Source organism: Streptomyces sp. NPDC042346 (assembly GCF_055581845.1).
Genome location: NZ_JBVJEH010000008.1, coordinates 190,498 through 208,048, shown reverse-complemented (window position 1 = coordinate 208,048; position 17,551 = coordinate 190,498). Strand labels below are relative to the sequence as shown.

Genomic DNA, 17,551 nt, shown 5'->3' with positions numbered 1-17,551 from the left:
GGGGACGTGGTGCGCGGCGACGTGGTGCGCGGTGACGTGGTGCGCGGTGACGCGGCAGGGCTTGACGTGGCGGCGCTGCAGCGCAGGCTGGCCGCGTTCGCGGCCGCCCGTGACTGGCAGCCGTTCCACACGCCCAAGAACCTGGCGGCGGCGCTCAGCGTGGAGGCGTCCGAACTCCTGGAGATCTTCCAGTGGTTGACCCCTGAGCAGGCGGAACGGGTGATGGACGACCCCGAGTCGGCGCATCGCGTGGCGGACGAGGTGGCCGACGTGCTCGCCTATCTGCTCCAGTTCTGCGAGGTGCTCGGGGTCGACCCCCTGGTGGCGCTCGCGGCGAAGATCGACAGGAATGAGGTCCGATTTCCCGTCCGGCGGCGGGGTGGAGGGGATGACGGCGGGGCCGCGACAGGAGATCGTCACTCTTCGGAGTGATCGACTTTTCCTCGTCGAGCCTACTGTCCACAGATTTCCGAATTCCCCTGGTGTTGGGGCTCAGGCGGCCTCACTCTGGGTAGTGGAATGAGTGGGCGGTAAGTCGTACGAACGGGGGCGGCGTTGATGGAAGCAGAGCGGCTCATCGCGGCCGGGCGGCACGCGCTGGCGGGGAGTGGGACAGCACAGGACATCGTGGCGGAGGCCTGGCAGGCGCAGGCGCTCGCCCAGGCGATAGGAAGTCATCTCGCGCTCTGCGGGCCGCTGGAACTGCGCGGCGAGGCGCGGGGGTTGAGCGAGATCGGGGAGTACCCGGCGTGGGGGTCCGGTGGGCCGCGTGCGGCGCAGTTGACCGAGGTGGGCGATCCGGTCGTGGCGTTGACGGCGCTCGGGGCGCTGCTCGGGGACGTGGGGATCGCGCTCGTCGGGGTGGCCTGCGCCACCGACGAGGAGGGGCTCTACTGGCAGTGCATCGAGGCCATCGACGCGGTCGACGAGTCGAACGACCGGGTGGGCGGGATGCTGCGGAGGCTGGAGGTGCGGGACCGTGAGCGGACCCGTCCGCCCGACCCGGCCCGAGGCCGGGCGGGCCCCGGGCCGGGTCCGGCGTGAACGGCGGACGGCGATCGGCCGGGGGCTGTGCGGCGGCCGCGGTGGCTCTAGAAGAGGGGGCGCGCGTCGCCGGGGGCAGGGCGGCCGTCGGCGGCCGGACGGCCGTCGGGCTCGTGGCCGGCGCCCTCGCGGTGCTCGCTTCCGTGACCGCGCTGATCGCTGCGGTACTGATCGGCGTCAGGGTGTTCCGGTCCGGGCCGGTCCGTGCCGGGCGGGGTGGGCTCCGGGTCCAGGCGGTCGGCCGAGGACTGGATGTCGGCGTCGAGCTGGGAGAGGTCGGCGGAGAGCGCTGCCATCAGCTCCTCCATCTGCTGGAGCAGGCCCTTGGGCGCGCCGGCGGCCTTCTGCTCGGGCACGGACGGCGGCGCGGACTGCTCGGGCACGGCCCGCTCCGGCGCGGCTTCCTGGGACATGGCGGCCTCCTCGGCCCGGCCCCCGCCGCCGTGGCGGGGACACGAGAGAGAGCGACGCACCGGCAGCGGCCGCCGGCACGCGGGCCGGGCGGTCCGGCTCCGCCCGAGCCAACGACGGGTCCCGGGCCACGGTCACTGGCCGGGGTGGACGCGGCCCGCCACGGGGCCGGATATTCACCCGACCGTGCCGGAGCCGCCCGCGAGCTGACGGAGAGGTTGACACGCACCCCACGGTGCAGGATGGAGGCATGGATCTTCGCATCTTCACCGAACCCCAGCAGGGGGCCGACTACGACACCCTCCTCACGGTGGCCCGGGCCACCGAGGAGCTCGGATTCGACGCCTTCTTCCGCTCGGACCACTACCTCAGCATGGGCTCGTCCGACGGGCTTCCCGGACCGACGGACGCCTGGATCACCCTGGCCGGGCTGGCCAGGGAGACGAAGCGGATCCGCCTCGGGACCCTGATGACGGCCGGTACGTTCCGGCTTCCCGGAGTCCTCGCCATCCAGGTCGCCCAGGTCGACCGGATGTCCGGAGGCCGGGTCGAACTGGGGCTCGGCGCGGGCTGGTTCGAGGAGGAGCACAAGGCCTACGGCATTCCGTTCCCGAAGGAGAAGTTCGGCCGGCTGGAGGAGCAGCTGGCGATCGTCACCGGTCTGTGGGAGACCGAGCTCGGCAAGACCTTCTCCTACGAGGGGGAGTACTACCGGCTCACCGACTCGCCGGCCCTGCCGAAGCCCGCGCAGGACAGGATCCCGGTGCTGATCGGCGGGCACGGCGCGAGCCGCACCCCCAGGCTGGCCGCGCGGTACGCGGACGAGTTCAACATCCCGTTCGCCTCGCTGGAGGACAGCGAGCGGCAGTTCGGCCGGGTCCGGGCGGCGGCGGAGGCGGTGGGGCGGCCGGCCGGCGACCTCGTGTACTCCAACGCGCTGGTCGTGTGCGTCGGCAAGGACGACGCGGAGGTGGCCCGTCGGGCCGCCGCCATCGGGCGGGACGTGGACGAGCTCAAGGCGAACGGTCTCGCGGGCTCGCCCGCCGAGGTCGTCGACAAGCTCGGTCGGTACGCGGCCATCGGCTCCTCCCGGGTGTACCTGCAGGTCCTCGACCTCGACGACCTGGACCACCTGGAGCTGATCTCCGCGCGCGTCCAGTCGCAGCTGGGCTGAGCGGGGTGAGCCGATGACACCGGTCCGTACGTTCGCCGAGGCCCTCGTCGAGGGCGCGCTCGTCCTCGACGGCGGGCTGTCCAACCAGCTGGAGGCGCAGGGCTGCGACCTCTCGGACGGGCTCTGGTCCGCGCGGCTCCTCGCCGACGGCCCCGAGCAGATCGAGGCGGCGCACGCGGCGTACGTACGGGCCGGTGCCCGGGTGATCACCACCGCCGCCTACCAGGCCACCTTCGAGGGCTTCGCCCGGCGGGGCGTGAGCCGGGCGGAGACGGCGCGGCTCCTCGCCCGGAGCGTGGAGCTCGCCCGGGCGGCGGCGGAGCGTGTGAGGGAGGAGGTGTGGGTGGCTGCGTCCGTCGGGCCGTACGGGGCGATGCTTGCGGACGGGAGTGAGTACCGGGGGCGGTACGGGCTGTCCGTGCGGGAGCTGGAGCGGTTCCACCGGCCCCGGATCGAGGTGCTCGCCGCGGCCGGGCCCGATGTCCTGGCCCTGGAGACCGTGCCCGACGCGGACGAGGCGGAGGCGCTGCTGCGGGCGGTCGAGGGGTGCGGGGTGCCGGTGTGGCTCTCGTACACGGTCGAGGGCGGGCGGACCCGGGCGGGGCAGGAGCTGGCGGAGGCCTTCGCGGTCGCCGCCGGGAACGACCAGGTCGTGGCGGTCGGGATCAACTGCTGCGACCCGGCAGGGGTGGGGTCCGCCGTGGAGCTCGCCGTCGCCGTGACCGGGAAGCCGGCCGTGGTCTACCCGAACAGCGGGGAGCGGTGGGACGCCGGGGCCCGGGGCTGGCGCGGCGACGTCACCTTCGACCCGTCGGTCGCCGTCGCATGGGCGGGAGCCGGTGCCCGGCTGATCGGTGGCTGCTGCCGTGTCGGACCGGCAGCGATCACCGCTCTGGCCAGGGAGCTGACGCCCGGGAGCTGACGCGGGTGCGCGGAAAATGCCTGGTCGGGCGGGCAAGGGCCGCTCATACTCGGGCATGTGTTCCTGACAATCAGCACCATCGGCAACCCGGAGCGACCCGCGACCGATCTCGGTTTTCTGCTGCACAAGCATCCCGAGCGGGCGCAGGCGTTCTCGACCTCGCACGGCACCGCGCACGTCCTCTACCCCGAGGCGAGCACCGAGCGGTGCACCGCGGCACTCCTCCTGGAGGTGGATCCCGTGGCGCTGGTGCGCCGCGGCAAGGGCAAGGGCAAGGGCAAGGGCCGGGGCGGCGCCCCCGACTCCGCGCTCGCGCAGTACGTGAACGACCGGCCCTACGCGGCGTCCTCGCTGCTGGCCGTGGCACTCGCCAAGGTCTTCAAGACCGCGCTGCACGGTGTGTGCCAGGCGATGCCCGAGCGGGCCGCCGCTCCGCTGCCCCTGCGGATCGAGGTCCCCGCGCTCCCCGCCAGGGGCGGCGCCGACCTCGTCCGCGCGCTGTTCGGGCCGCTGGGCTGGGCCACGGTGGAGGCCGAACCGATCGTGCTGGACGGGGAGTTCCCCGAGTGGGGCGACTCCCGATACGTGCGGCTCGTACTCGAAGGCGAGCTGCGGCTCGCCGACGCGCTCAACCAGCTGTACGTGCTGCTGCCCGTCCTCGACGACGCCAAGCACTACTGGGTCGCGCCCGACGAGGTCGACAAGCTGCTGCGCGCCGGGGACGGCTGGCTCGCCGGGCACCCGGAGCGGAAGCTGATCACCGCGCGCTATCTCTCGCGCCGCTGGGGCCTGACCCGTGAGGCGACGGAGCGGCTCGAACTGGTGCGGCTCGCCGAGGCCGAGGGCCTCGACGTCGAGGACGTCGACAACGCCGTCGACGAGTCCAGCGACACGGAGGAGCGGCCCGTGCCGCTCGCCGAGCAGCGCAGGGAGGCGATCCTCGCCGCCCTGCACACGGCCGGAGCGGCCCGCGTGCTCGACCTGGGCTGCGGGCAGGGCCAGTTGGTGCAGGCACTGCTCAAGGACGTGCGCTTCACGGAGATCGTGGGCGTCGACGTGTCCGTGCGGGCGCTGACCGTCGCCGCGCGGCGGCTGCGGCTCGACCGGATGGGGGAGCGGCAGGCCGCCCGGGTCACGCTGCTCCAGGGCTCGCTCGCGTACACCGACAAGCGGCTCGCCGGCTACGACGCGGCCGTGCTCAGCGAGGTGATCGAGCACCTGGACCTGCCGAGGCTGCCGGCGCTCGCTTACGCGGTGTTCGGCGCGTCCCGGCCCCGTACGGTGCTCGTGACCACGCCGAACGTCGAGTACAACGTCCGCTGGGAGTCGCTGCCGGCCGGACACGTCCGGCACGGCGACCACCGCTTCGAATGGACCCGGGAGGAGTTCCGGGGCTGGGCGGCCGGAGTCGCCGGACAGTACGGGTACGGCGTCGAGTTCGCCCCTGTCGGACCGGACGACCCCGAGGTCGGCCCGCCCACGCAGATGGCCGTCTTCACCCGTACCGAGATCACGGCCGAGACCACGGCCGAGACCACGCCCGAGACCCAGGCCGAGCCCACGACCGAGACCACGCCCGACGAGACCTTGAAGGAGGTCACGGCATGACCCGCACCCTGCCCGTCACCGACCTGTCCCTCGTGGTGCTCGTCGGTGCCACCGGCTCCGGCAAGTCCACCTTCGCCCGGCGCCACTTCAAGCCGACCGAGATCGTCTCCTCCGACTTCTGCCGGGGGCTCGTCGCCGACGACGAGAACGACCAGTCCGCGAGCAAGGACGCCTTCGACGTCCTCCACTACATCGTCGGCAAGCGGCTGGCGGCCGGGCGGCTGACCGTCGTCGACGCCACCAACGTGCAGCAGGAGGCCCGGCGCCAGCTCGTCCAGCTCGCCAGGTCGCACGACGTGCTGCCGATCGCGATCGTCCTCGACCTGCCGGAGGACGTCTGCCGCAGCCGGAACGCCGGCCGACCCGACCGCGCGGACATGCCCGCGCACGTCATCCAGCGCCACCGCCGCGAGCTGCGCCGTTCGCTGCGCGGACTGGAGCGCGAGGGCTTCCGCAAGGTCCACGTCCTGCGCTCCGTCGAGGAGGTGGACGAGGCCGGGATCCTGCTGGAGCGCCGCTTCAACGACCTGCGTCACCTCACGGGACCCTTCGACATCATCGGTGACATCCACGGCTGCCGGTCCGAGCTCGACACCCTGCTCGCCACGCTGGGATACGTGGACGGACACCACCCCGAGGGGCGCACGGCCGTCTTCGTCGGCGACCTCGTCGACCGGGGCCCCGACTCGCCGGGCGTCCTGCGGCGCGTCATGGCCATGGTCGCCGCGGGCGACGCCCTCTGCGTCCCCGGCAACCACGAGAACAAGCTCGGCCGCTGGCTGAAGGGCCGGAAGGTCCAGGAGACCCACGGGCTCGCCGAGACGATCGAGCAGCTGGCGGGCGAGAGCGAGGAGTTCAGGGCCGAGGTCGCGCAGTTCATCGACGGGCTCGTCAGCCACTACGTCCTCGACGGCGGCGCCCTCGTCGTCTGCCACGCCGGGCTGCCGGAGAAGTACCACGGCCGCACCTCCGGCCGGGTGCGTTCGCACGCGCTGTACGGGGACACCACAGGGGAGACCGACGAGTTCGGGCTGCCGGTGCGCTACCCGTGGGCGGAGGACTACCGGGGCCGGGCCGCCGTCGTGTACGGCCACACGCCCGTACCGAACACCTCCTGGATCAACAACACCATCTGCCTCGACACCGGGGCCGTGTTCGGCGGGAAGATGACCGCGCTGCGCTGGCCGGAGCGCGAACTCGTCGACGTACCCGCCGAGCGGGTCTGGTACGAGCCGGCCCGGCCGCTCGTGACCGAGGCGCCCGGCGGGCACGAGGGGCGACCCCTGGACCTGGCCGACGTGCACGGGCGGCGGATCGTGGAGACCCGGCAGCTCGGGAACCTCGCCGTGCGCGAGGAGAACGCGGCGGCGGCCCTGGAGGTCATGAGCCGGTTCGCCGTCGACCCCCGGCTGCTGACCTACCTGCCGCCGACCATGGCCCCGACCGCCACCTCGCGCGCCGAGGGGTATCTGGAGCACCCGGCCGAGGCCTTCGCCCAGTACCGGGCGGACGGCGTCGAGCGGGTCGTGTGCGAGGAGAAGCACATGGGCTCCCGGGCCGTGGCCCTGGTCTGCCGCGACGAGGAGGCGGCCCGCGAGCGCTTCGGCGTCACCGGTGTGACGGGCGCCCTGCACACCCGTACCGGACGGCCCTTCTTCGACGACCAGGCCGTCACCGAGCAGGTCCTCGACCGGCTGCGGACCGCGATCGGCGCCGCCGGGCTCTGGGACGAGCTGGGCACGGACTGGCTGCTGCTCGACGGGGAGCTCATGCCGTGGTCGCTCAAGTCGGCCGGGCTGCTGCGCTCGCAGTACGCGGCGGTCGGCGCCGCCTCCGGCGCCGTCCTGCCCGGGGCGGTCGACGCCCTGGAGCGGGCGGTGGCGCGCGGGGTCGAGGGGCTCGACGGGCTCCTCGCCAAACAGCGGGAGCGGCAGGTGGACGCGGCCGCGTTCACCGAGGCGTACCGCAGGTACTGCTGGCCGACCGAGGGCCTGGAGGGCGTGCGGTTCGCGCCCTTCCAGCTCCTCGCGGCGCGCGGGCGTTCGCTCGCCGCCGTGCCGCACGACGAGCAGCTGGCCTGGCTCGACCGGCTGGTGGAGCACGACCCGACGGGGCTGCTCCAGGTCACCCGCAGGCTCGTCGTCGACACCGGCGACGAGGCCTCGGTCCGCGCGGGCACCGACTGGTGGCTGGAGCTGACCGGAGCCGGCGGCGAGGGCATGGTCGTCAAGCCGCTGGCGGCGCTCGTCCGTGACGCCAAGGGGCGGCTCGGGCAGCCGGGCGTGAAGGTGCGCGGCCGGGAGTACCTGCGGATCATCTACGGTCCCGAGTACACCCGGCCGGAGAACCTGGAGCGGCTGCGGCAGCGGTTCCTCGGCCACAAGCGGTCGCTGGCGCTGCGCGAGTACGCCCTCGGCCTGGAGGCGCTCGACCGGCTCGCGGACGGCGAACCGCTCTGGCGGGTCCACGAGGCCGTCTTCGCGGTCCTCGCCCTGGAGTCGGAGCCGGTCGACCCGAGGCTCTGAGCAGGGAGGCGTGAGGCTCTGGTCCGGGAGGCGTGACGCTCTCCGAGCCGGGAGGCGTGGTGCTCTGGGCCGAGGGGCGTGACGCTCTCCGAGCCCGGCGGAGTGAGGCTCTGGTCCGGGAGTGATCCGAGAGGCGTGACGCTTCGGTCGCTGGGGCTTCCACGGGAGTTCAGCGGTGCTTCAGCACGGCTTCCGTGGCGGTTCCGTGATTCTTTCGTGCTGCTCCGACGGGGGGCGCAGGGGTGCCGGGAACGGCGCTCCCCTGCGCCCCCCGTGCTCGTTGACGCCGCCGTTCCGCACCTCTAGCGTTCTTCACCCCACGAGGTGACACAGTGTCAACAATGTGGCGGGACATGCCACATGAGGTGCGAACACACACGCGAAGGGCGCCGGTCGATCACCGGTGGGCGGTCTCCCCGAGGGGAGGCGGACGGTACGGGGGTGAACGGGTGATGAGTCTCTTCGGGCAGGACCGTTCCTTCCTGCACGCCCTCCCGGCGGCCGACCGCCGCTCCCTCATCGCCGAGGGCGCCCGCCGCGCCTACGAACCCGGGGAGGTGATGATCCGCGAACACGACACCAGCGCCTACGTCCTCGCGCTGCTCTCCGGCTGGTCCGTCGTCTCCGTCGGCACCGAGCGCGGCTCCCGGCTCATCCTCGCCCTGCGCGGCGCCGGCGAGGTCGTCGGCGACCTCGCCGCCGTCGACCTGCGCCCGCGCAGCGCCACCGTCACCGCGCTCGGCGCGGTCGAGGCGGTGGCCGTCTCCGGCGACCGCTTCCGGCGCTTCCTCGCCGCCCGGCCGCACGCCACCTCGCTGATCATGCGCCAGCTCGCCACCCGGCTGCGCAGCGCCGACGTCGAACGCCGCGCGCTCGCCTCCGAGACCGTGCTCCAGCGCCTCGCGGCCCGCCTCGTCGAACTGGCGGAGCGCGCGGGCCGGCCGGCCGACGCCGGGACCGTACTGGAGCTCCCGCTGCCCCAGCACGACCTGGCCGCGGCCATCGGAGCCACTCGGGAGGCCGTGGCCAAGGCACTGCGGCTGCTGCGGGAACAGGACGTCGTCCGCACCGCGAACCGCACCGTCATCGTCATCGACATGCGGGTCCTCGTGCTGCTCGCCGAGGGGCGTGCGCGCCCCCGCGCGGAACAGGCGGACGAATCTCCGCCGGATGTGTAAACGGCTACATCGCCGGTCGCGGAACGCGGCCAGTCTGGACACGCACCACCACGGCACCAACGGCACCACGGCATCCGACAGGGAGTCCGAGTGAGCAGTGCGGGAGTGAACGGGGCGCACGGGGAGGCGGTTTCGCGCCGCGAAGCCGCCTCGGGCGGGATCCACCGGTTCGTCGTCTTCGGCGACATCTGCGGGTCCGGCACCCTGGACATGGCCGAGAAGCAGCTGCACCGCACGGCGATGTACGCGGCGTTCGACGAGGCGTACGCCTCCGTCGGCGTCGAGCCCGGCACCTTCCACCAGGAGGACCGGGGGGACGGCGTCCTCGCCGCGCTGCGCCCCGACATGCCGCCGAGGCTCATGGTCGGACGGTGGATCGACACCCTGTACGAGAGCCTCCGCGCCCAGAACACGGGCCGGAGCCGGCGGCTGCGCCTGCGGATCGGCATGAACGCGGGACTCGTGGTCCAGGACCGGCACGGGCTCGTCGGGCGGGCGGTGGACCTCGCCGCGCGGCTCTGCGACAGCCCCACGGCCAAGCGGATCATGGCGGAGACCCCCGACGTCGACCTGCTCGTCGTGGTCTCCGACTGGCTGTACGGGAACGTGGTCGCCGAGGGCGGGCGGTACGTGGAGCCGGACCACTACCGGCGGGCCCGGATCCGGTCCAAGGAGACCGACGAGGCCGCCTGGTTCCACGTCCCGCGCCGGACCGCGCCGCCGCTGATCGGGCCCGAGGGGGAGCTCCCGCAGGAGGGGGCGGACGAGGGGGCGGACAACGGCGCGGACGGGGGCGCGGGCGCGAACGGGGGCGCCTCCGGGGGACGGCGGGTGCCCGGGGTGGATTCAGGGACCGGCGTTGGGCCGTCGCGGGGGGACGGCCCAACGCCCCGAACCGGCGGGGGGAACCGCACGTACCACGTCGGGGGCGACCTGCTCGACGTCCACGGCAACACGATCCACGGCGGGTTCACCGGAATCCGCAAGGACGCGGGGGCGGGTGAGCGGGAGTGAGCGACCACGACGACGGCGCGTCCGCGAACGACGCCCAGGACGCGGGCCGCGGCGCCGACGACCGGGGTGGGGACCGAGGCGGAGACCGAGGTGGGGACCGAGGCGCGGACAGGGGTGGGGAGAGGGGCGGAGACCGGGGATCGGGCCGGGGGTCGGACCGAGGATCCGAGCGGGGCTCGGAACGGGGGTCCGAGCGGGGGCCGGACCGCGGTGCGGGACGGGGGGACCGGGACGGCGACCGGGCGGGCGGGGCCGACCGGGGGGAGGGGCCGGGGGACCAGCCGCGCGAGCCGAACGTCTTCGCGTCCGCCGACCGGGGCCCCCTCGGCGGCGAGGGCGACACCGGCGGCGCCGCCACGGCACGGCGCGCCGTCCGGACCTGGGCGAGCGCGGCGGGCGACCGCCACACCAACATCCAGGGCGACGGCACCGTCTTCGAGGGCAACCAGTTCTTCTCCCTGTACGCCTCCGAGGAGTCCGCGCGCTTCGTCCGGGGCCCCGTCCCGCCCGAGGCGCTCGACCACCTCGGCCGGGTGTACTGCGAGACCGCCGACTACGCGCGCATGAAGCGGCAGCTCCGCGAGCGCCGGGTCCTCGTCCTCTGCGGCGAGCCCGGCAGCGGTCGCAAGGCCACCGCGCTCGCCCTCCTCGACGAGCTCGCCGAAGGCCAGATCTTCCGGCTCGACCCGCGCCACGGCGTCGACGAGATCACGGACGAGGCCCTCCAGGACAGCGGCGGCCACCTCCTGGAGCTGCTCACCGAGGACGTCAGGACCGAGAGCGAACCGCGGCACTCCCGCTCGGGCCCCGGCGGCGACGGCCCCACCTCCGCGCGCCGCCCCGCCACCCGCCTGTCCGAGCTGCACCTGGACCGCTTCGGAGAGCTGCTGCGCGGCCGTGACGCGTACGGGGTCGTCCTCGTCGAGAACGGCGAGCTCGCCGACCGGATGCTCCGCGGACGGTACGGGATGTACTGCGCGCCGCCGCCCGCCGACGAGGTCCTCCGGCGCCACCTCCGCGACCTGCTGCGCGCCGAGCCCGCCGAGGCCCTCGACGCCGCGCAGGCGCTCGCCGTCCGCCCCGACATCGTCACGGCCCTCGGCCTGGAGGAGCTGCGGCCGCGCGAGGCCGCGCGGCTCGCGGACCACCTCGCCCGTCACTGGCGGGGCGAGGTGACCGACGAGCAACTCCGCGCCGACTGCGCCGCCTTCGTGACGGCGCAGGCCCGCGAATGGTTCGCGGGCGCGGACCGCCCCGGCACGCTGCCCGAGGCGCTCCCCGCCCTGAGCGCGGGAGCGTTCCGTATCGCCGTCGCCGTCTTCGACGGCTCCGCCTACAGCCTCGCGGCCGAGGCCTCCGAACTCCTCGCCTGGGAGCTCGCCGTCACCCTCGACCCCGAACACGCCCCGGGAAGGCGACTGTTCGGCACGCACGCCGAGCACCGGCCGGTGCGGGCCCGGGCCGTCCTTGAGGACGGCGAACTGGACCTGGGCCCGGCGAAGGTGCCGGTGCGGGCCGTCCGTTTCCAGGGGGAGGCCCTGGCCGGCGCCGTGCTCGGCGAGATCTGGCACGGCTACCACAACGTCCGCGGTCCGGTGGCGCGCTGGCTGCGCGCCTTGTGCGACGACCCGCGCGCCGAGGTGTGGGTGCGGGCCTCCGTCGCGGCCGGCGTGCTCTGCTCCTGGGACTGGATCCACGGATTCCGTGAGCTGATCGTGCCCCTCGCCGTGACGGACGCGCCCGTGGCCCGGCTCGCCGCCGCGACCGCGCTCGCCGAGTCCGCCCGTGACCCCCGCATCCGGCCGGCCGTCGCCGCCGTGCTCAAGGACTGGGCGGTCTCCGCGGACTCCGGGCTCGTCGGGACCGCGCTGCTGGCCCACGGTTACGTGCTCGCCGCCGGGGACGTGCCCGGCTCGCTCGACGCGCTGGCCCGGGTCGTCCGGGTCCACGAGGCGTCCGACGCCGACGTGCTCGGGGCCGCGGCCTTCAGCGCGGCCCGGCTGCTCGCCTCCGGCGAACCCGAGCCCGTGCTGCGGCGCTTCGGCCACTGGCTCGACGACGGCCGGCTCAACCTCGCCAACCTGGTCCACCTCGCCGTCATCCGCGCGCTGAGCACCCGGACCACCCACCTCTGGGGCCTGCGGGACGTGCCCGAGCTCGACCCGCACGCGGCCCGCCCGCTGCTCGTCGCCCTGCTCGCCACCCACCCCGCGCTCGCCCCCGACCTCGCCCGGCTGCTGCGGCACACGCTCGCCACGGCACGCTCCGGCGAGGTGGCCCTGGAGGCCCTCGGGAGCCTGCTCCGGCGGGCCGCGAAGGACGAGGAGGCGCTCGGCCACGTCTGCCGCTTCCTGCCGCTGCTCGCCGTGGACCGCCGCGACCGCGACCGCCTCAGGGGCCTGCTGAACGAACTGGTCCGGGACCGTGACAGGCCCCTGGGCAGAGGCGCGGCGCGCCGCATGTGGGACGCCGTGACGGAAGGAGCGAACCGATGACCGGGCCCGAGCAGAACAGGGGTGCGCGGCCGGACGGGCAGGCGCGGTGGGACGAGCGGATGCCGGAGGGACGGGGCGCGGACCGGCGCGCGCCGGACGGCCGGGCACGGCAGCGGTACGACGACGGGCCCGGGCGCGCGCGGGACGACAGGGACCGGCAGCAGCGCGACGAGCGGGAACGGCAGCGGTACGACGGGCCGGGCGAGGCGCGGTACGGGGACCGGGACCGGGATCGGGACCGGGGCAGGAATCGGGACGGGGGCCCGGACAGGGACCGGGGCAGGGACCGGGAACGGGAACGCGGGTCGGACCGCGAACAGGGGCAGGAGGGCGCGCGGGTGCCGGAGGGTCAGGAGTGGGAAGAGGGGCGGGACGGGGGACGGGACGAGGCGCGCGGAGAGATGCGGGGTGAGGGGCGCGTACGGGAGCAGTGGAGCCCCGAGGCCTCCGGAAGGCCGCGCGGGCCGCTCCTCGGCGAGTACGCACCCCCGTACCGCCGCCGGAGCGGCCGGGTCGCCGCGGTGCTCCTCTACCGCAACGGCGGACACCGCGTGGTCTGGCCGGATCGCTACGAGGACGTCAACAAGCCGCTGCTCGGCTCCCCCTACACCGTGTTCGAGGTCCAACTCGGCCGCAACGTCACGGAGTTCCGGCTCCAGCTGCCCGCCTCCGGGGACGGCGTCTTCTTCGAGGCCGTCGCCAGGGTCCAGTGGGTGGTGACCGATCCGCACCTCGTCGTCCAGGAACAGGTCGAGGACGTCGCCGAGTTGCTGCACGACGAGCTGCTCGACAGGCTCCGCCGGCTGTCCCGCAGGTTCCGGATCACCGAGGCGCAGCGCGTGGACGAGGCCGTCCAGGACGAGCTGGGCGCCGGACGCCTCGTCCTCGGCCGGGACATCGGGCTCAAGACCCGGGTCCATGTCTTCATCGACCTCGACGACTCGGTGAAGGCCGAGGTCTACCGTCGGGACCGGGTCGGCGTGACCATGGAGGCCGACGCGCGCGAGGCCGAGGCGGAGCGCCGCAAGGACGCCGCCGACCGGGCCCTGATCGCCGAACGGGCCCGTGAGATGGAGGTCCTGTTCCGGCGCGGCGACCTGGCCCAGATCGCCCACCACATGGCGATGAACCCGGACAAGCAGTGGGACATGCGCATGCAGCTCCAGCGGGAGCGGCGCGAGGGCCAGGAGGACTACCTGGCCGTCTTCAACCGACTCCTGGACACCGGCGTCCTGGAACGGCACGACATCGGTGAGCAGATGTACCAGGTCCTGATGTACCTGCGGACGCAGACCAGCAACGTCGTCGGCGGCATCACCGACCACGTGCTCAACCCGGCGGGCGGACCGGGGGGTTCACGGTCGCGGCGCGCCCTGGAAGAGGGCGCTCCGGAGCCGGTCCGACCGGACTGGGGCGACGAGTACGGGGACGGCAGGGAGACCCGGGGGAGCAGGGAGACCCGAGGGAGCCGGGAGACCTGGGAGACCCGAGGGAGCGGGGAGAGCAGGGAGAGCGGGGGCAGCCGCGAGCACGGAGAGCGCGGAGACCACGGAGGCGACGGAGAGCGCGGCGAGCACGGCGAGCGTGGCGATGCCCCGCACGACCGGCGGGTGTACGAGCCGACCCACGTCGAGTCGGGCTCCGACCGTGAGCGCGACCGTGAGCGCGAGCGCGAACGGGAGCGGGACAGGGGCGGGTACGCCTACGGCGACGGGGACCGCGAGCGGGGGCCGCGCCGCCGGGGCGGCGACCGGGACCGGTACGAGGGTGACGCCCCGTACGACCGCTTCGACCGTGACGATCCGTACGACCTGGAGGGCACCGACCGGCGGCGGACCTCCGGGAGCGCGCGCCCGGGCCGGCACAGCGAGGAATTCGACGACTGGGAGGAGGAGTGACGACCCCGGACCCGCAGGGAAGCGCCGCCCCGGCCCCCGCCGCCCCGGTGGCGCCCGAAGAGCTGCGGTTCATGGCCGAGCGGCTGCTCTCCACCGTCCGCGAGGACATAGGGCGGGCCGACACCAAGGCCGCGATCCTGCTGTCCGGCGCCCTCGCCTTCCTCGCGGTCGTGTTCTCCGGGGACCGCGCCCTGGTGCCCAGGGCCGGAATCGGCCTGGGCCTCCTCCTGGTGGCGGGCGCGCTGTGGACCGCCGGCGTCCTGATGCTCGTGTCGGTGGTCCTGCCCCGCACCCGGATAGGAGCGGACCGCACGCTCCTGCGCGACCTCGCGACGGGGCCGTCCGAAGGCGAACTGCGCGAGCGGCTGGCCCCGCCCGGCGCGGACGCCACCGGCTGGCTCCTCGAACAGGCCAGCGTGCACGGACTCGTGCTCGCGGCGAAGTACCGGTGGCTGCGCCTGGGCGTGTGCGCGCTCGCGCTCGGCGCCCTCCTGGCCCTCCTCAGCGAACTGTGGTGAGAGTGACGATGCAGTGGACGAACAAGGGGAGCGCCCTGCTCCTCGCCGGTGCGCTGGTCGCGCTCACCGGCCCGCTCGCGGCGGCCGGTACCCCCGGCCACCCCCGCGCCCCCCGGGCGCCGGCCGCAGCCGCCCAACCCGCGGCCGGGTCCGTGGCCGAAGCCGCCGCCGAGCCCGCCGATGGACCGGACCCGATCGACTTCGCCGTCGTCGTCGACCAGTCGGCCAGCCTGGCCGACAAGGACCTGGCGCGCGAGACGGAGGCGGCGGGGCTGCTCAGCCAGGGCGAGATATCGGAGCGTTCCCGGGCGGCCGTCATCGGCTTCGGCAGCTCGGAGAAGGCCGGCCAGTCGCCCGTGCGCGAGGTCTGCGATCTCACCGTCGCCGACGCGGCGGGCCGCGAGCGGCTCAGCCGCTGCGTCCAGCTCCTCAACAAGCGCGACGCGGCACGGATGGGACCGGGCACCGACTTCCCGGCGGCCATCCGCCAGGCCGTCACCCGCCTCACCCCGAAGACTCAGAAGACTCAGAAGAGCACGCCCGGTGGCGCGGCCGCGAAGGCACCTGCCACCCCCAAGGTCGTCTTCCTGCTCACCGACGGCAAACTCGACGTCTCCGACAGCCCCGAGTACGGCGCGGACCCCGCCAACCGCCAGTCCAACGGCGAGCGGCGGCTCACCGAGGAACTCGCCCGCGCCCGGGCGGCCGGCGTCCAGATCTGGCCCCTCGGCTTCGGCACCGGGATCGACCGGGCCGCCCTCACGGCCATGGCCGAGGGCGGCTTCCGCGGCGCCTGCTCCGACGTGCCGGGCTCCGTCCCCCACATGCGGGTCGTCGGCAGCTCCGCCGACCTCGACAAGGCGCTCCAGGAGACCTTCGCCGCGGCCCGCTGCGCGCGGATCGCGCACGGCACCGCAGGGAAGCCGCCCGCCGACCTGACGGTCGTCATCCCGCCCATCGCCACCGACGGCTCCCTCACGGTCTCCAAGCACGACCCGAAGGTTCGGGTCACCTACTACGACCCGGCGGGCCGCAAGGTTCCCACCCGGGGCGAGTTCGACGGCTCCACCTTCGAGGTCGGCGGACAGGACGGGCCGGTCGAGGCGCTGCGCGTCAAGAACCCGCTGCCGGGCCGCTGGCGCGTGCACATCGAGGCACCGGAGGGGCACGGCGACCGCGAGGTCGCCGTCCGGGCCATCTGGCAGGGCGTGCTCCGCTCCGACGTCACCCTCGACCCGGCCTCCCCGCGCGCCGGCGAGGAGGTCACCGTGTCGGTGCGGATGCAGACCCGGCGGGGCGTCACCGTCACCGATCCCCGCCAGCTCGCGGATCTCACGGTCGCGGCCGAACTGCGCGGCGCGGGCTTCGCCCCCGTCACGTTCCGGCTCGCCGACGACGGGCGGGCCCCCGACCGCAGGGCGGGCGACGTCCGTTTCACCGGCACGCTCACCGTGCCCGCCGGCGCCACCGGCGACCTGGAGCTCACCACCCGCATGTCGGCGCCCGGCGTCACCTCCGACCGTCGGCCGCTGCACGCCCGCGTCACCCAGGGCACACCGCTCCTCACCGCCGGGCTCGTCCTCGACCGGGCCACCGTGCACCCCGGGAGCACCGTCCGCGGCACCCTCGACGTCACCAACAACGACGCGGGACCGCGCAGCCTGCGGCTCGCCGTGGAGAACCTGACACCCGGCGCCGAGCTCTCCGTCTCCCCGGCGACGGTCACCGCCCCGCCGGGCGGGAGCACGCGCGTCCCCATCACCGTGACCGTCGGCGGCGGCACGCCCCTCGGCGAACTGGGCGGCCGGATCGCGGCCGTGGACCCCGGCGACGGCGACCTCGTCCTCGACGACGGCTTCCTCGACGTCCTGGTCGTGGCCCCGCCGACCTGGTGGGACCGCTGGTGGAAGGCCGTCGTCGGCGGGGCCGCGGGCCTCGTCCTCATCGCCGGCTTCGTCATCGCGCAGATCCTGGCCCGGCGCCATCGTCGCGACCTCACCGGCGTCACGCTCGAACTCCGCGAGCACGGCCGTGTCCTCGACACGCTCACCGTCGGCCGGGGCCAGGGCGCCCGCGGGTCCTTCCCCTTCGCGGTCGACGACATGGGCGGCGCTCCGCCCACCCTCCGCCGGGCCCGCGAGGGCGCCTCGTCCGGCGCCCACGTCCTGCGCCGCACCGGCACCGGCCAACTGCTGCTGCGTCCCCGGGGCGGTGCGCAGGTCCCCCTGAGGCCGGGCGAGCCGACCGGCCTCGACGCGTACGAACTCGTCGTACGGGGCGGGGGAACGGCCCGCGGCGGCCGGTCGGGCCGCGCCCGCACGGGCTCCGGCACCGGCGGCTACGGCTCCGGAGACGGCTCCGGTGCCGGATACGGCTCCGGCACCGGTGGCGGTTTCGGTACGGACGACGACTTCGACTTCGACACGGGCGGCGGCTCCGGCTTCCGCACGGGCGACGGAGCCGACTCCCGGACGGGAACCGACTCCCGTACCGGAACCGGATCCCGTACGGGCGAAGGCGCCGGGTCCCGTACACGTACGGACCGGGAAGGCCGGATTCCCCGGCCGCGCCGGTTCGGACGGCCCGGGCGATCCGGGCGATCCGGGCGGTCCGGCCGGTCCGACGGCGCCACGGACCACCCCACGACCACCGGAACAGGCAGCGGAACCGACACCGGAACCGGCAGCGGTACCGGATTCAGTACGGGCACGGGCGGGACGACCGCCGGGGACCCGGACCTCTTCTGAACGGGCCCCCAAAGGAG

At 74.6% G+C, this 17,551-nt stretch carries 13 protein-coding genes; 12 read left to right on the top strand and 1 reads right to left on the bottom strand.

Going from position 1 to position 17,551, the window contains the following annotated elements:
• Positions 1–66: 66 nt before the first annotated feature.
• Both ACZ6K0_RS29020 and ACZ6K0_RS29015 read left to right on the top strand, forming a co-directional pair.
• Complete coding sequence (locus ACZ6K0_RS29020) at positions 67–432, top strand: nucleotide pyrophosphohydrolase (protein ID WP_469233028.1); 366 nt, start codon at positions 67–69, stop codon at positions 430–432.
• A gap of 126 nt (positions 433–558) precedes the next feature.
• Positions 559–1,044: a DUF6099 family protein gene (locus ACZ6K0_RS29015; protein WP_469232857.1), complete on the top strand. Its 486-nt coding sequence runs from the start codon at positions 559–561 to the stop codon at positions 1,042–1,044.
• Between the two features lie 47 nt (positions 1,045–1,091).
• Here the strand turns inward: ACZ6K0_RS29015 and ACZ6K0_RS29010 are convergent, their stop codons facing one another.
• On the bottom strand, positions 1,092–1,457 hold the full coding sequence (locus ACZ6K0_RS29010; protein WP_469233049.1) for a hypothetical protein: 366 nt from the start codon (positions 1,455–1,457) through the stop codon (positions 1,092–1,094).
• Between the two features lie 248 nt (positions 1,458–1,705).
• Here ACZ6K0_RS29010 and ACZ6K0_RS29005 point away from each other — a divergent pair, with 248 nt between their 5' ends.
• The 10 genes from ACZ6K0_RS29005 to ACZ6K0_RS28960 all read left to right on the top strand — a co-directional run bounded on the left by ACZ6K0_RS29005 (position 1,706) and on the right by ACZ6K0_RS28960 (position 17,534).
• Positions 1,706–2,629, top strand: a complete 924-nt coding sequence (locus ACZ6K0_RS29005; protein WP_376401000.1) for an LLM class F420-dependent oxidoreductase — start codon at positions 1,706–1,708, stop codon at positions 2,627–2,629.
• Between the two features lie 13 nt (positions 2,630–2,642).
• Positions 2,643–3,551 (top strand): homocysteine S-methyltransferase, encoded by a 909-nt coding sequence (gene mmuM / locus ACZ6K0_RS29000; protein ID WP_469232859.1) that lies wholly within the window; start codon positions 2,643–2,645, stop codon positions 3,549–3,551.
• 57 nt (positions 3,552–3,608) lie between these two features.
• On the top strand, positions 3,609–5,159 hold the full coding sequence (locus tag ACZ6K0_RS28995; protein WP_469232860.1) for a 3' terminal RNA ribose 2'-O-methyltransferase Hen1: 1,551 nt from the start codon (positions 3,609–3,611) through the stop codon (positions 5,157–5,159).
• Positions 5,156–7,684: a polynucleotide kinase-phosphatase gene (locus tag ACZ6K0_RS28990; RefSeq protein WP_469232861.1), complete on the top strand. Its 2,529-nt coding sequence runs from the start codon at positions 5,156–5,158 to the stop codon at positions 7,682–7,684. The genes ACZ6K0_RS28995 and ACZ6K0_RS28990 overlap by 4 nt, the downstream gene beginning before the upstream one ends.
• A 452-nt stretch (positions 7,685–8,136) precedes the next feature.
• On the top strand, positions 8,137–8,862 hold the full coding sequence (locus ACZ6K0_RS28985) for a Crp/Fnr family transcriptional regulator (RefSeq protein ID WP_376400988.1): 726 nt from the start codon (positions 8,137–8,139) through the stop codon (positions 8,860–8,862).
• Positions 8,863–8,952: 90 nt separating this feature from the next.
• Positions 8,953–9,876, top strand: coding sequence for a nucleotidyl cyclase domain-containing protein (locus ACZ6K0_RS28980; RefSeq protein ID WP_376400986.1), 924 nt, complete (start codon positions 8,953–8,955; stop codon positions 9,874–9,876).
• Positions 9,873–12,371, top strand: coding sequence for a hypothetical protein (locus ACZ6K0_RS28975; RefSeq protein ID WP_469232863.1), 2,499 nt, complete (start codon positions 9,873–9,875; stop codon positions 12,369–12,371). Before ACZ6K0_RS28980 ends, ACZ6K0_RS28975 begins: the two co-directional genes overlap by 4 nt.
• On the top strand, positions 12,368–14,269 hold the full coding sequence (locus ACZ6K0_RS28970; protein WP_469232865.1) for a hypothetical protein: 1,902 nt from the start codon (positions 12,368–12,370) through the stop codon (positions 14,267–14,269). Before ACZ6K0_RS28975 ends, ACZ6K0_RS28970 begins: the two co-directional genes overlap by 4 nt.
• Positions 14,266–14,787, top strand: coding sequence for a Pycsar system effector family protein (locus tag ACZ6K0_RS28965; RefSeq protein WP_469232867.1), 522 nt, complete (start codon positions 14,266–14,268; stop codon positions 14,785–14,787). Before ACZ6K0_RS28970 ends, ACZ6K0_RS28965 begins: the two co-directional genes overlap by 4 nt.
• 8 nt (positions 14,788–14,795) lie before the next feature.
• A complete protein-coding gene (locus ACZ6K0_RS28960; protein ID WP_469233030.1) occupies positions 14,796–17,534 on the top strand; it encodes a VWA domain-containing protein in 2,739 nt (912 codons plus the stop codon).
• Positions 17,535–17,551 lie beyond the last annotated feature (17 nt).